9 protein-coding genes are annotated in these 14,475 nt (G+C 53.1%); 2 read left to right on the forward strand and 7 right to left on the reverse strand.

Going from position 1 to position 14,475, the window contains the following annotated elements; genetic code table 11:
• Positions 1 to 37: 37 nt before the first annotated feature.
• The 3 genes from B156_RS0118975 to B156_RS0118985 all read right to left on the reverse strand — a co-directional run bounded on the left by B156_RS0118975 (position 38) and on the right by B156_RS0118985 (position 5,762).
• Entirely contained in the window at positions 38 to 364 is a 327-nt protein-coding gene (locus B156_RS0118975) for a nucleotide pyrophosphohydrolase (RefSeq protein ID WP_018621358.1), read from the reverse strand.
• Positions 365 to 407: 43 nt separating this feature from the next.
• Complete coding sequence (locus B156_RS0118980) at positions 408 to 4,046, reverse strand: RICIN domain-containing protein (RefSeq protein WP_245563780.1); 3,639 nt, start codon at positions 4,044 to 4,046, stop codon at positions 408 to 410.
• A 480-nt stretch (positions 4,047 to 4,526) separates the two neighbouring features.
• Positions 4,527 to 5,762: a M16 family metallopeptidase gene (locus B156_RS0118985; protein ID WP_018621360.1), complete on the reverse strand. Its 1,236-nt coding sequence runs from the start codon at positions 5,760 to 5,762 to the stop codon at positions 4,527 to 4,529.
• 29 nt (positions 5,763 to 5,791) lie between these two features.
• Here B156_RS0118985 and B156_RS0118990 point away from each other — a divergent pair, with 29 nt between their 5' ends.
• Positions 5,792 to 6,832 carry a glycosyltransferase family 9 protein gene (locus B156_RS0118990; RefSeq protein ID WP_018621361.1) on the forward strand — a complete coding sequence of 347 codons (1,041 nt, stop codon included), beginning with the start codon at positions 5,792 to 5,794 and terminating at the stop codon, positions 6,830 to 6,832.
• 29 nt (positions 6,833 to 6,861) lie between these two features.
• Here the strand turns inward: B156_RS0118990 and B156_RS0118995 are convergent, their stop codons facing one another.
• The 4 genes from B156_RS0118995 to B156_RS30405 all read right to left on the reverse strand — a co-directional run bounded on the left by B156_RS0118995 (position 6,862) and on the right by B156_RS30405 (position 12,939).
• Positions 6,862 to 9,054, reverse strand: a complete 2,193-nt coding sequence (locus B156_RS0118995; RefSeq protein ID WP_018621362.1) for an alpha-galactosidase — start codon at positions 9,052 to 9,054, stop codon at positions 6,862 to 6,864.
• A 122-nt stretch (positions 9,055 to 9,176) separates the two neighbouring features.
• Positions 9,177 to 9,932, reverse strand: coding sequence for a LytR/AlgR family response regulator transcription factor (locus B156_RS0119000; protein ID WP_018621363.1), 756 nt, complete (start codon positions 9,930 to 9,932; stop codon positions 9,177 to 9,179).
• Positions 9,929 to 11,506 carry a histidine kinase gene (locus tag B156_RS30400; protein ID WP_084757793.1) on the reverse strand — a complete coding sequence of 526 codons (1,578 nt, stop codon included), beginning with the start codon at positions 11,504 to 11,506 and terminating at the stop codon, positions 9,929 to 9,931. Before B156_RS30400 ends, B156_RS0119000 begins: the two co-directional genes overlap by 4 nt.
• Positions 11,503 to 12,939 (reverse strand): sensor histidine kinase, encoded by a 1,437-nt coding sequence (locus tag B156_RS30405; RefSeq protein WP_425423310.1) that lies wholly within the window; start codon positions 12,937 to 12,939, stop codon positions 11,503 to 11,505. The genes B156_RS30400 and B156_RS30405 overlap by 4 nt, the downstream gene beginning before the upstream one ends.
• A 945-nt stretch (positions 12,940 to 13,884) precedes the next feature.
• Here B156_RS30405 and B156_RS0119015 point away from each other — a divergent pair.
• Positions 13,885 to 14,373: a T9SS type A sorting domain-containing protein gene (locus B156_RS0119015; RefSeq protein ID WP_018621366.1), complete on the forward strand. Its 489-nt coding sequence runs from the start codon at positions 13,885 to 13,887 to the stop codon at positions 14,371 to 14,373.
• Positions 14,374 to 14,475: the final 102 nt, after the last annotated feature.

A 14,475-nucleotide genomic window follows, 5' to 3' on the forward strand; every position in this document is an offset into this window, starting at 1 on the left:
GGTCTTTAAGACCTTATAGGGTCATTGTCATATGGTGTCATTTCAACTTCTCATTCTCCCGATGCCGGGTGGCATCCCGGCCATTCTTTTTATCCAGGTTCTTCTGAAAAGCTTCCGTCAGGTCAACGCCGGTCTGATTCGCCAGGCAAATGACTACCCAGAGTACATCGGCCAGTTCATCGCCCAGGTCTTTGTTTTTGTCCGATTCCTTTTCGGACTGTTCCCCGTAGCGCCGGGCAATGATGCGGGCTACTTCACCAACCTCTTCGGTCAGTTGCGCCATATTGGTCAACTCGTTGAAATACCGAACGCCAACGGTCTTTATCCAGTCGTCGACGGTGGTTTGGGCATCGTTTAGGGTCATGCGTAAAAGTCGTAAGTTTCGGGTAGTTAACAAAGGGGCTGGGTTACCGGCTTATTGTTACCCGGAGGGTGGTCGGTTGTTGGTCGGGTGTCTGTATAGTTATGAGATAGGCCCCGGCTGAGAGCGAACGGGTATCGAGTTGGTAAATTGGCTCCGATGCCGAATTAACGCGGGTGCGATACACGAGTGAACCGGTGAGGTTGAACAGAACAATATCGGTGGGTTGTCCGGCTGCGGATCGTAAGTCTATCTGCACGTAATCGTGGGCCGGGTTTGGCCATAGCCGAAATTTGGTTATCGGCTCCTGATGGGCGGCTGCTGTCGCCGGTGCGGTGGCTTTATCTCCTAAGCGAGCCGCGATGTTGGTAGAACAGGTTGCTTTTTCAATGCCCCACTGCTGACTCCAGCTCCCGCCCACGCTATACTGAACAACGTCGACACCGTCCCACTTGATGTCCATGGCCTTGCCCGAATGCCGGGCTTTGAGGGCGTAGTAGCCATCGCCGTTCGGCTCAATAGTCCACTGCTGATTGGTATTGCCGCCAAATGGCTGCTGAACCAGATTGGCGTAGTCCTGTTGCGAATTCCCCAGCACGGTCAGGGTCTTGCTGCTGTGAACGGCCTCCAGCCGGTAGTAGTTAGTGGCGGTGGGTTTGATGCGCCACTGCTGCCACATCCTGCTGGCGTTAGCCCGCTGGCGAACCAGCGCGTCATTCGCCAGGCTGCCACCGTCGATACCTATTACTGAGCCGCCACTCACCCGTGATGTAATCTGGTAACAGGCCGTGGTATCAAAAAGCTGGCTCGTCGGTGGTTCCGTTGGGGGCGTTACGGGGCCTGTGGCGCAAGTGGCTTTCTCAATGGCCCACTGCTGACTCCAGCTCCCGCCCACGCTATACTGAACAACGTCGACACCATCCCACTTGATGTCCATGGCCTTGCCCGAATGCCGGGCTTTGAGGGCGTAGTAGCCATCGCCGTTCGGCTCAATAGTCCACTGCTGATTGGTACTGCCGCCAAATGGCTGCTGAACCAGATTGGTGTAGTCCTGCGCAGATGCTCCGTCAACGGTCAGCGCCAGGCCGCTATGGAGGGCTTCGACTCGATAAAAATTTGTTGTGGCGGGTTTGATACGCCACTGCTGCCACGGTTGACTGGCATTGGTACGCAGCCGGGCCAGCATACCACTGGCCGTACTGCCGCCGTCGATACTGACAACCGATCCGCTACTTACGCGCGATACAATCCGGTAGCAGGCCGTAGTGTCGAAAAGCAGGTTGGTGGGGGGTGGGGCGGGGGCTGTTGGGGTAGCACTGACTTCCACACCCCCCGTCCAAACGCTGCTACTGCGGGTATAAATGCGGAAATAGTAGCGTTGTCCGGCGGTCAGGTTTGTGATATTTACTGATGTCCCAACTCCCTGATACACAACTTTCCCCCCTTCCAGTGAGGCCCCGTTGCCGGTAAAGTCAGCGTTGGCCGAATAGCTCGTGCTCGTCGGTTGTCCCTGAAATCCCGAACCCGCTTTGGCCACGACCAGTACGTCGCTAAACGGAGTCGTGGGATTCGTCCATTTCACGAGGGCTGAGGTAACACCGGGCGTGGCAGTCACGTTCGTAACGGCCAGGTTGATTGAGGCACAGTTAGGGTAGATTTTAACGGAGTCGGTAGCGGTCAGCCCGCCCGCGTCGGTAACGGTCAGTTTGATAAAGTAATAGTACGTTTCGCCGTCGCATCCCACGGGCGATAGTATAACCGTTGGCGAGACGTCGGTCTCTATGGGTTCGCGGTGTTCATGGTTATTATGGCGCAGACTGACCTGCCAGGCGTAGGTAAGCGTGGCCGGGTTTTCGTCGGTAACGCTGGCCGTGAGTTTGTACGAACTTTGGCGGTCCAGGGGGTACTGGGCGTTATTGAGCGGAGCCGTGATTTTAGTGGTGGGTGCCGCATTATTGATCGAAATAACGAGCGTTTGGCTATCGGTCAGGCCGCGCCCGTCGTTTATGGTGAGCCGAACCGTGAAGCCCTGCGTGGTAGTGGCGGTAAAGGTTTTGGTAGGATTAGCGACCGTTGAGGTCGTGCCATCCCCAAAATCCCACAGGTAGGTAAGCGGATCACCGTTGGGGTCCGTGGAGTTGCTGCCGGTGAAATTGACCGTCAGGGGCGAGGTGCCGCTTTGCGTAGTAGCCGTAGCTACAGCTATCGGTGGCTGATTACCCCCATAACTGATTTTCATAACCTCGCCGGTATTGATATTGACGTAATACAGCGCCCCGTCGAGCGGGTTAAACTCTATATCGACTATACCGTTTCCAACCCCGCCGGGCAGGAACGCCTGCACGGTATTAAAACTGCCATCCGCATTGAGGGTAGCTCTCCGAATCCAGTTTTCGCCGTAGTCAGCAAAAAAATAACTGTTTCGGTAAGCTGCCGGAAAAACCATGCCCGCGTAAAAGGCCCCGCCTATCGAGCAATTACCCCGGAAAGGAGTCCCCAGCGTGCCCGACAGGGGGGTAGTTGTAGCAATGTTTCCGCTAAAGGAGGGCACCCGGGCAATATCCTGGCCATGCTTCCAGTCCAGCGCCGGGCGGGAATGGAAATACCGGCGTTGCAAACCCGGCAGCGGCTGCAAACTGCATGGATTGAGAGCCTGCGTTGTTCCCTGGGCTGGGTTGGTAGCCTGTTTCAGCAGATCACCGAAGCGCAGAAACGGTACGTTACAGGTATTGGTTGGGTTTGGTTCGTCTTTATTAGCAAGAGTTTTGGCAGCCGCGCTGTAGCTTGGTTGCTCATCCAGGCCCTCAAACACAGGCCAGCCCGCATTCTCTCCGCCCTGCTTTATCACGTGCATATCTTCCCAGGTGTTCCAGCCTACGTCGCCGATGAGCAACGCACCCGGATTGCCGTCGGTCATAGTAGTGCTGCCTGTAGTAGGCTGGATGGTCATCCGGCAGGGATTGCGTAGCCCCAGGGTCCATACTCTCGACCGGGCTGAACGGGGGTTGGCTCCATCGTAAAAAGGATTGCTGCTTAACCCGTTTCCGGTGGCGGGGTCTATCCGTAGTACCTTTCCGCATAGCGAGGTAAGCATCTGCGCCCGAAAAGCGCCCACATTTTCATTGGCGGTCATAATACCGTCGTTGATAGCCTGCTGGTAGTACGTTTCTGACGCACTGCCAATGTCCGTACTGCTGTAGCTGGCATTATCGCCGGTCGATACCAGCAGCGAGCCATCGCGACCGAACAGCAGGGTGCCGCCCGCGTGCGACTCGTACGTAAGTGGAACACCCGTGGTGCGGCTTTCTCCCAGCAGTATTTTCCGGCTGGCCGGAATGGCTACCAGATCAGTGCCGCCTGCCTGAACCTGATAGCGCGTTACCCGGCTGATGGAAGCCGTAAAATACTGGTTTTGGGTGGGGTTGTAGGAGGCCGTATTTGCATTGAAGAGGTGATACCGGTCAACCACATAAAATAAATAGACCAGGCCGTTCTGTCCGAAATTTGGATCAAGACAAAAACTCAACAGCCCAAAGTCGCGCCAGTTGCCTACCTCATCACTCAGGTCCAGAACGGGATTTGTTTGCCTGATGTATTGGGTACCATTCCAGTTCGATACCCATACGCGCCCAGCCTTGTCCCACACAAAAAGCCGCTTGCCGTCCGAAGTGAAAACGGTTCCCATGGGGGTAGTATAGCCGTCCTGCACTTTAGCGTTTAAAAAACCAGTAGGGAGACTTTGGGCCGAAACACCCGGTTGTCCGGGTGTTATAAAGGGTCCGTAAAAAAACATTAGTAAAGCAAGACTACGGGATAAATTGTAGACTCTTTTAAGCATAGGTTTATGGGTTTTACCTATAAAATCGCGGGAATATACATTTTTTGACTGGCCATGAGCGTTCAGTCACACAACGTTTATTAAACGGTTACGTGTCTGATCGGGACAATAGGCGTTTTTTTGGTAATACGTTCAGCCTCAGGGCAGTTCAGCCGGTCTCACTGTAGCCTTTCATGCACGCGCATACCGGTCAGAAAGGATACTGACGAAAAGCGGACGGGCAGGCTGGTACCGGGAATGTTGGCGTGACGTGGCAGTATAACGGGCAGGAGTAAACGCTGTTGTGCCCGGATAGACAACCCTGCGATTCATGCCACTTCTACTGCCCTATTTCTCCGGCACGAAGGTCAATGAACTAAACTGACTTTCGTCAAAGCTTTCCTGGGCAAGGTCTTGCAATTGACCGGCCGTTACGGCTTTTATATCATTGAAAATGTCGTTCAGCGACTCAACCCGGTTGATGTCGAGGAGGCTTTTGGCCATCATCAGCATAAAACTGTTGTTACTTTCTTCGGCCATTGCCAGCTGACCGACTAGTTGTTCCTTCGTCTGATGCAGTTGCAGCGTCGTTAACGGCTGTTCGCGAAGTCGCTTCAGTTCTTTCATAATCAGCGACTGCGCTTTGTCTACTTTTTTGGGGTCGGTACCGAAGTAGATGCCCAGAAAACCCGTGTCCAGGTAAGGCGTATAACCAGCATCGATGGAATAGACAAGCCCGTATTTCTCGCGCAGGTTCAGGTTAAGCCGCGAGTTCATGCCGGGGCCACCCAGCAGGTTGACCAGCATAAAAAAGGGCAACCGTCGCGGGTCTTTCAGGCCATAGGCCGGTCGGCCGAGGGCGCACTGTGCCTGCGTAATGGGGCGCTCCACCCGGGTGTGGCGGGGTGCGTAATCCGTGGGTGTTTCGCGCTGCCGGACCGAATGCTGCACCGGAACATCCCGAAAATACTTCTCGGCTACTTTCACTACCTGTTTGAACGGTAACCGGCTAACGGAAGCAAACACAATCCGACTGGTGTCGTAGTTTTCGGCAATGAACTGCTGGAGGTCTTCCCGACCGAATGAACTAACGGTTTCGGTAGTGCCCAGAATATTGCCACCCAACGCGTGGTTCGGGAATACCAGCTCGTCGAAATCATCCTGAATGGCATCTTCGGGCGAGTCGTAATACATCGCCATCTCCTCCAGAATAACCCCCCGTTCCCGCTCAATTTGCCGTTCGGGGAAGATGGAATGAAACGTGATGTCGGCCAGCAAGTCAACGGCTTTCTCGAAATGAGCATCCAGTACCGAGGCATGGAAGCACACTTTTTCTTTAGTGGTATACGCATTTAACTCACCACCGATAATTTCGAGCCGGGTAATGATATGGTATGATTTTCGTTTCTCCGTACCTTTGAAGGCCATGTGCTCCCAAAAGTGGGCAAGTCCCTGCTGGTGTGGCTGCTCATCGCGGCTGCCAATATCGAGCATGATGCCGCAATGGGCAATCTGTGTATGAAGAATTTGTTTATGCGCGATGCGAATTCCGTTCGGCAGGGTATATACGTCGTAATCTTCCATTCTTACTTATTCACGCACAAGGCGTACTGATGATAACCGCAACCAATCCGCCCCGGTTCCTGCTTATTCAAACCGCTTTCATCGGAGATGTCATTCTGGCTACGGCCCTGCTTGAACAATTGCATCAGGCTTTCCCGGATGCGTTGCTGGACATACTGGTTCGCAAAGGTAACGAGGGTTTACTGGTTAATCACCCGTTTCTGAACGAGGTACTTATCTGGCATAAAAAGGGCGCTCGGGGCGCGTTCGTCAAATACCGGGATTTATGGCGACTCCTGCAAACCATCCGCACCCGCCAATACAACGCCGTATTGAACCTGCAACGGTATGGAACGATGGGTATGCTAACCGCTTTGTCGGGTGCCGGAACAACGGTTGGCTTCGACAAAAATCCATTCGCCCGCTTTTTTACGCATCAGGTCGGCCATCGGTTTGAACCGGGTAGTCATGAAGTAGACCGTAATGCCGAAATGCTCAATGTGCTGAAACCGGGCATCCAATGGCAGGAACAAACCCGCCCAAAGCTCTATCCATCGGCGGACGATTATGCTGTGGTGCAACCCTACAAAAAGCAGCCGTACGTGTGCATGGCACCCATGTCGGTCTGGTTTACGAAGCAGTACCCGCCCCAACGCTGGGCCGAACTTGTTCAGGCCCTGCCCAACCAACCAACAATCTATCTGCTGGGTGCCCCCACCGACCGTGATGCCTGCGAAGCCATACGGGTTTCGGCTGGTAATCCCGTAAACGTACTAAATCTGGCGGGGGAGTTGAGTTTGCTGCAATCGGCGGCTTTGCAGCAGGATGCCGTGATGAACTACGTAAACGACTCGGCCCCCCTGCATCTGTGTTCGGCTATGAACGCGCCGACTACGGCTATTTTCTGTTCGACCGTACCTGAATTTGGTTTCGGTCCCCTGGCCGATGTATCGCGGGTGGTGCAAACGCCCGAAAAACTCGAGTGTAAACCCTGCAACCTGCATGGGCGAAAAGCCTGCCCGCTGGGTCATTTTCGGTGCGCCTGGGGTATCCGGGTGGAGGAGCTAACAGAACGGCAACAACGTAGTTGACCACTACCTTTCGTTAGCACCGTAAAAACTTACTTCACCTCCGTCACATCCAGCACCACACTTTCCCGGCGGGCACTCACCTGCGGGTTGAAGCCAATGGTCATCAAATAGTTACCGGAGTAAACGGATGAATCGGCGTTGATGGCGGAGCGGGTGCCTGGATACACGTTAAGTTCCTGAACTTTATAGCGCTTGTCCGGATTGAGTCCCTGTAGTTTGATGGGTGCCACGCTGCCCGCTTTGTAGCGGTTTTTGACCAGGTAGCTGAACCAGATGGCTTCGTCCTTCGCATCGTTCACGTAAGCCAGAGACGCCACATCGTTTGTATACGGCGAGGCCAGCCGGTACAAATCGCCCTGCCAGATGGTGGTTTTGATGCGGTCGTAGGTTTTCAGGGCTTCCTGGCTGAACTGTAATTCGGGTTCGGAGAGTTTACTGACCACGATATCGTACCCGATTTTACCCATCATGGCCACATCCGTCCGAAACTTGATGGACTGCTTACCCCAGTCTGTTACGTGGTTGCAGGTAGCAATAGACGGGAAGAAATAGGAGTAGTTCCACTGGATAAACACCCGCTCCAGCCCGTCTGTGTTGTCGCTGGGCCAGTATTCGGTAAAGTACTTTAAGGCACCGTAATCCACGCGCCCACCACCGCCGGAACAAAGCATCATGGGCAGGGTAGGGTACTTGGTCCGCAGCCGGTCCAGCACCTTGTATAACCCCTGCACGTAGTTGACGTATAGGTTCGACTGATCGGCAAGGGTAGCCGAGTAGGCGTTATAAATAACAGCGTTACAATCCCATTTGATGTAGCTCACCGTCGGATTCTTGGTCATCAACTCGTCGACGACATCGTACACAAACGCCTGCACTTTCGGATTGGTCAGGTCAAGTACCAGTTGATTCCGGAAGTAATACTCCGCCCGGTTTGGTTGTTTGATGACCCAGTCGGGGTGTTTCTCGTAGAGTTCGCTTTTAGGGCTAACCATTTCGGGTTCGAGCCAGATACCGAATTTCACCCCCGCACTTTCAGCATCTTTGACCAGATAACCCAGCCCGTGGGGGAGTTTCTTCGGGTTCTCCTGCCAGTCGCCCAGGCTGGTGTGGTCGTTGTTACGCGGGTATTTTCTGCCAAACCAGCCATCGTCCAGCAGGAATAAATCGACTCCGAGTTTGTCGGCATCTTTGAAGAGGGCAGACAGCTTCTCTTCGTTGAAATCGAAATATGTGGCTTCCCAGTTGTTCAGCAGCGTTAGGCGGTTGCCCTGCCCCTGCGGAATCCGGTATTTCCGCGCCCAGCGGTGCAGGCTCCGGCTGGCTCCCCCCTTGCCGGTAGTAGAATAGGTATAGATGAACGCCGGGGTGGTAAACTCGGTGTCAGGGGCCAGCGTGTAGGCCGACGCATAGGGGTTAATGCCGGGGATGATGCGGAGATTATGCAGCGGGTCGACTTCAAACGCCAGTTGGTAATTCCCTGACCAGGCCAGCGTACCGGCAATTACTTCACCCTGCTCTTCTTCGGCGGGTTGATTGAGAGCGACCAGGAAGGAGGGAGGCTGAAACAGATCGGCTCGGGTGCCCAGCTTGGAATCCAGCACTTTAATGCCTTCGGTCAGCATCGTTTCGGACGGGTTCATCTCGCTGGCCCAGTCGCCGTGAAAATGCGTCAGGTAGTAGTTCTGCGCCGGGATATACAGGTTGGCCGACGCGTATTTATGCAGGGTAACCGCTTTTTTTTCGGTGTGCCGGATGGTGGACCATTGTTCAATGACATCCTCGTTCTGATACGCCTTGTAGTACAGCGTCACGTCAAACGGGTATTGCGGGTCTTTGAGATAGACTTTTGTCAGAATAGCTCCATTCGCTTCAGGGCTGGTCTCGTGCCGAACGTACTTAAGGTCGAGGGATGCGTTGCCATCGGCGTGGGTTACCTGAATGGCGGGTTCCAGCAGGTTACGGCCTCCGGCGGGGGTATACACTGAATTGTAAATGCCGGTATAATCTTCGCCCCGCTTGCCGTTGCCTGGAATAGCCCCGTACTCGGTCCCGTTTTTCAGGCGAATACCCAGATGGACCATCGTGGGCGTCTGTTCCTTATCGACCCGGATAACCAGCGCCGTCTGCCGGGTCTGGATAACAATGTGGGTATCGCCGGGTGCGGCTTTAGTGGTGAGCGTGAGGAGGAGAAAGACGAAAAAGGTCGAAAAAAAAAGTTTCATCAGTAAGGTAGGGGTTAAGCGGTTGCGACCGCCCCATCAGTGTCTGTCAGACAATGGGAATTTAACCGGTAAAGTAATCCAGAAATTTCTTTCCTGCCCAATGTCCTGACTGAATTTAGCGTTTAAACCCATCCAAACCGTTCCATCAGTCGGTCTTTTTGCTGGCGGGCCACCGGAATGCTGGCCCCATTGGTCATTAGTAGATAGGTGCCTTCTCCCTTAACCAGTTTCTGAATGTGTTCCAGATTGACCATGTACTGCCGGTGAACCCGCACGAAATCGCCCGTTTCCAGTACATCCTGCACGTCGCCCAGGGTTTTGGTTACACTATACATATCGCCACTTTGCAGATGAAAACGGGTGTAGTTGCTATCCGCTTCGCAGTAAATGATCTGTTTCGTTTCAATAAATACCATACCACTGGCATGGGGTAAGGCAATGCGCCCTTTAACAGAAGAACCAGCACTGCCCTGACTGCCGGGGTAATACTGGCGCATCAGTTCCAACTGTTTGGGGTTGATGCGGGTAGTCGTTTCGGCCCGTCGCACCGTCGCAATCAGGTCAACGGTGTCGATAGGTTTGAGCAGATAATCCAGCGCACTGAATCGGAACGCCCGCACCGCATACTGGTCGTAAGCCGTAACAAAAACGATGTGAAAGTTAACGTCGCCCACCCGTTCCAGCAGTTGAAACCCGTTCATGACCGGCATCTCGATGTCCATAAACACCAGCCCTGGCTGTAGGGTCTGAATAGCCCGTAGTCCCTCCGTACTGTCGGTAAACTGACCTGCCAGGTCAATTTGTGGGCAGTGCCGGGCTAGTTGCAGGGCCAACAGCCGGACATTGTCGGGTTCGTCGTCGATGATCAGTGCTTTCATAGTGGTATCTGCAAAACGACTTCCGTTCCAGCGGGCTGGGCATCGGCGTCAACGAGGTCTTCAATCAGTACCTGCGTGTGGGTCTGGTACAATTGATTGACTAAAGCGATCCGCTCGGAGGTCATTTTCAGACCAAACGATTTGCGGTGATTGGCCGACTTGCTTCTCAGTTCGGTTGCTCTAGCCCGGCCTACGCCGTCGTCGGTGATGGTCAGTTGAAGCAGATTTTCCTGCGGTAAAGTGACCTGGACGCGCACGGTGCCACCCTCGGGCTTGTGCATCAGTCCGTGCCAGATGGCGTTTTCGACGTAAGGCTGCAACAGCAGGGGCGGTATCTCAATAAACTGCGCATCAATGCCGGGTTCAATTTCTACGCAAAACGACAGCTTCTGCTTGAAGCGCATGATCTCCATATCGGCATAGAGTTGCAGCATGGTCAACTCATTTTGCAGCGTCACACGCTCAGAGCGGGAGTTTTCCAGCACCATCCGAATGAGCCGGGAAAATTTGGTGAGGAATGCCGATGCTTTTTCCGCGTCGTTTTCGGTGGCGTACAGCTTGATGGAGTTGAGGCAGTTGAAGATGAAGTGCGGATTCATCTGCGAACGCAGCCCGGCCATTTCGGCTTCAGCAACCCGACGCTCAAAATCGGAGCGAAGCTGATTAACGCGCTGTTCTTCAAGCTCATGCGCTTTGGCCAGTACCTCGGTTGTTCGCTGCGCCAGCCGCTGCTGCAACTCACGAGTATAGGTTTGTTGCTGGCGCTCGTTTTCCTCCAATTGCTGAATCAATTGCTGCTGCACCTGAATTTTCTCTTCTTTATTTAGCTGGAAGCGTCGCCCCAAGGCTAACGAAAAACACAGAATTTCGAGTAATATGCCAACCGCTACGTAAAAGTATGGTGTGTGGCTTAATCGGTCATTTGATGCGACATCCGTAAAATTGAGCAGGACTGATGTGATCGAACCGCCTACTAAAAATATCGTCCCAGCCAGCGCATAACGCTTCAATGGATGCCGAAGACGCACTATCTGGACCATGATGAGTAACACACCGACGTAACTAAAAACACCAGTAGCTATGTATACAAGCAACGAATTCCACACAAACAAGCTGGTTAAGGAAACCAGCATGGATATGGCTAAGTAGGCAAAAAAGTAACGAAACCAGCGCTCTAACCGAGGGTGTTGCTGAGGCACTTCAAGTAGGTAGCTCATAAAGCGGAGGTCGGATACCGTTATTCCATAGCCGAGCATCAGCATGAAGGCAAGCGAAATACCATGATCGGGTAGCCGTGGGACGATATCGAACGATGAACGAATTGCCTGCCACAGCCAGACCGATGTGAAGGTCAGATAGGCAGTATACCAACCGTAGGGAGCGTCTCGATTGAGCAGAAATTGCGCGGCTGAGAATAAACTCATAAATACTAACGCTCCGATTACTCCACTAAAAAAGTCCAGCGTAGCTGCCGGTGTCTGGTTAATCGGCGAGAGCGTAGACTGCCCCCAAGCCAATGGGCTAATCAAGCACAACAGTCCAATAATGAGCAGATAACAACGTAGTACTTTCATACCGGTATCTCTAAAATTACCCGTGTGCCACACGGCTCGCCGAAACTGTCTACCAAATCCACGATCTGGGTTTTGGTCTGGGTATTGTAGAGTTGGTTAATCATCCGGATGCGGTCGGCCGTTACCTGCATCCCGAACGACTTATGCCGGCCCGCCGACTTGCTTTTTAACTCGGCCGCCCGTTCCCGACCTACCCCATCGTCGCTGATTTCGATGTACAGCAGGTTTTCTTCTTGCTGACTGACCTCCACTGTTACCGTGCCCCCTTCGGGTTTGTGCATCAATCCGTGCCAGATGGCGTTCTCCACGTAAGGTTGCAGTAACAGGGGCGGAATGCGAAGATACTGCTGGTCGATGTTGGGCGATACGTGGATGGCGAACTGGACTTTCTGCTTAAAGCGCATGGCTTCCAGTTCGATGTAGAGCTGGAGGGCTTCCAACTCGTTTTTCAGGGGTACCATCTCGGAGCGGGAGTTTTCCAGCACCAGGCGAATCAGGCGGGAGAACCTGGTAAGGTAGTCCGATGCTTTGTCGGCTTCGTTGTCGAGGGTATAGAGTTTGATGGAGTTGAGGCAATTGAAGATGAAGTGCGGATTCATCTGAGCGCGGAGGGCGGTCATCTCGGTATCGGCCAGTTTCTGCTCGAACTCGGTTTCGAGCTGGCGGATGTGCTGGGCTTCCAACAGGCGGCTTTGTTGTTCAATCTCCTCTGTACGCTGGGCTAACTGGGCTTCCAGGTCCTGCGTGTAGCGCTCCTGAATCTGATTCCGCTCCACTTCAACTAACCGGCTTCGATAGGCTAGTGCCATGGCGAAGCAGAACAAGTCAATGACCATACCGACCGACATAAAGAATGGGGGGTAATAGGTAAATGTTTCTTGGACCGGAGTTAAGCCATAGAACCGAAAAAAGCCGTGGAGCGGAAAAAACGTGATGAGGTACAGGGCCAGGCCTCCCGTCAGCAAGTACGGCTTCAGGGGTGAGTGACTACGCGCCGTAGCAACAATGAGTAACACACCGGTTAAAATATTTGGCAAGTCCTGGAATATATAATACATGTTGCTGGCAAACAGCCATCCTCCAAATGCCTGTACGAATGACAGCACCTGCTGGCCGACTAAGAGCCAAACTAATCCGCGAATCAAACGAGTGAGCTTTGGCTGCTGAGTGGGCAAGTCCAGAATCTTCAGCAAAAACATGGCGTAAAATATGCCAATACTAAACGACAGTGAGGGTAGATTAGGGTGATTCAACAATGAGTAAGAGGCGGAGATTAGACCTAATCCAAACCGACTGTTCATCATTTTAACCACCCAGATGAAAGCTGTGCCGGCATAGAGCGCGTAGTACAGGAAAGTCCGGTCCCGGTTCAGGAAATACTGGTAGAAGGTGTATGTACCCATTAGTAGGAGACAACCCAGAATCATAGCCATCGCTCCGAACAAATGAGCCGCAATTCGAACCCAATAGGCATTCCACAATTCGAAATCTCGGCTGGTGAAAAGTGAAATTTTTAGCTCATTAAACGTTCGTACGAAGTTAACCACCTGGATGTAGTATTGACGAGTCGTTCGGGGTGGAACAATGACTGGCAACGCCAACGGTCCAAGCGGACTGCGATCCCAACGCCACAGAAAACCAGCATGACTACTGTTGGGAGGAGCCGTCCGGCTTAGTTCATACAGAGTAATGTCGGCATGAACACCCATGTGGGCGTACAGGCGCACAGTATCTGTTGGATGCGTATTGGTGATTGAAAAACGAAACCAAACTTGTTGCCGGGACCAACTCGTACTCACATCCCATCGGTAGCGCAGGCCGGGTTTGAACGGATAAAATTGCTGTTGCCGTATCCAGGCTAGTGACCGATTTGGGTCAGACGATGAATCGGGGAAGAATTGGCTATTCGGGCGAATATCGAAACCACCCGATGTAACAGGCTGCCCATTGAAAATAATCGGCGGCAGACCCTCCTGCGCCAATACGGTCAGCCTCATCAGCCACAACCAACAAAATAGACACCAGCGCATAGGTTCGGTATTTCTTTAAAGATACTGACGATTAGTGCGTTTACGCATCCCGTCCCGGCTGAACAGTCTCTTCTTTTGAGTGAATGGTCGTTTTTTTGAGTGAGCGAATAACCTGACCGTTTACCCGCTTCACTCAGAAATTCTACGGTCTACGCGAAATTATATACCATTCATCCTGTCCTTCTTTTCACTCCTTTGCCCGCCCGGTACGTTTGGGGTAGTCAACCAGTGACAGGTTGTGCGCACCGCGTTCAATTAAGCCAGCTTTCAGATTGATAGACACAGGTCTGTTTGCAGAAAGCTGATGGTCAACGACTAAGACAGGAAACCCATTTTTCTATCCACACCATGAAAACGATCAACGCATTTCACGTTCCGCGAAACGTCATCAACCGCGTGCTGCTCGCTGGTTTAGCTTTGGTTTCGCCATCGCTCTATGCCCAGACCTTCACGGGGCGGGATTACCTCGACGAATCGCCCGTTAGCATCCGCGCCTTTGTCTATCCTGATGCCCGAAAAGAAGCCATCAAAATTCGCCTGGAGAATCGAGGGGCTAAGGCGGTTCGCATTCGGATTTTGGATGAGAAGCAAAAGCCGGTTTATGACGACTATGTAACGAAACTGGCTTACTACAGTCGGTTCGATGTATCGGCTTTGCCTTACGGGGCCTATACGGTTGAGCTAAGCACCGAAACGGTCCGGCACCGGCAGGGCTTTCGACTGGAGCGGCCACTGGCTGGGCAGGTTGCCGCCGGGCACCTCGTCATGGCTGTTCAGCCTACGGAATCGGACAGTCTGGTTGCCCAAAACCTATTTGTAGTGAAGATAGGGTACTGAACGAAAAAACGTAAGGTCTCTGCTGCCAGGTTCGGACGGCTTCCCTGACCGTTCACACGCTCTACTCAGCATTTCGACAGCTCACGCGAAATTCCATACCAC

This window comes from Spirosoma luteum DSM 19990 (assembly GCF_000374065.1).
GTDB lineage: Bacteria > Bacteroidota > Bacteroidia > Cytophagales > Spirosomataceae > Spirosoma > Spirosoma luteum.

What these genes read in the sequence shown, in the direction of transcription:
- B156_RS0118975 (WP_018621358.1), bottom strand. Translation starts at nt 364, where the DNA reads ATGACCCTAAACGATGCCCAAACCACCGTCGACGACTGGATAAAGACC.
- B156_RS30405 (WP_425423310.1), bottom strand. Translation starts at nt 12,939, where the DNA reads ATGGCTATGATTCTGGGTTGTCTCCTACTAATGGGTACATACACCTTC.
- B156_RS30400 (WP_084757793.1), bottom strand. Translation starts at nt 11,506, where the DNA reads ATGAAAGTACTACGTTGTTATCTGCTCATTATTGGACTGTTGTGCTTG.
- B156_RS0118990 (WP_018621361.1), top strand. Translation starts at nt 5,792, where the DNA reads ATGATAACCGCAACCAATCCGCCCCGGTTCCTGCTTATTCAAACCGCT.
- B156_RS0118985 (WP_018621360.1), bottom strand. Translation starts at nt 5,762, where the DNA reads ATGGAAGATTACGACGTATATACCCTGCCGAACGGAATTCGCATCGCG.
- B156_RS0118995 (WP_018621362.1), bottom strand. Translation starts at nt 9,054, where the DNA reads ATGAAACTTTTTTTTTCGACCTTTTTCGTCTTTCTCCTCCTCACGCTC.
- B156_RS0118980 (WP_245563780.1), bottom strand. Translation starts at nt 4,046, where the DNA reads ATGGGAACCGTTTTCACTTCGGACGGCAAGCGGCTTTTTGTGTGGGAC.
- B156_RS0119000 (WP_018621363.1), bottom strand. Translation starts at nt 9,932, where the DNA reads ATGAAAGCACTGATCATCGACGACGAACCCGACAATGTCCGGCTGTTG.
- B156_RS0119015 (WP_018621366.1), top strand. Translation starts at nt 13,885, where the DNA reads ATGAAAACGATCAACGCATTTCACGTTCCGCGAAACGTCATCAACCGC.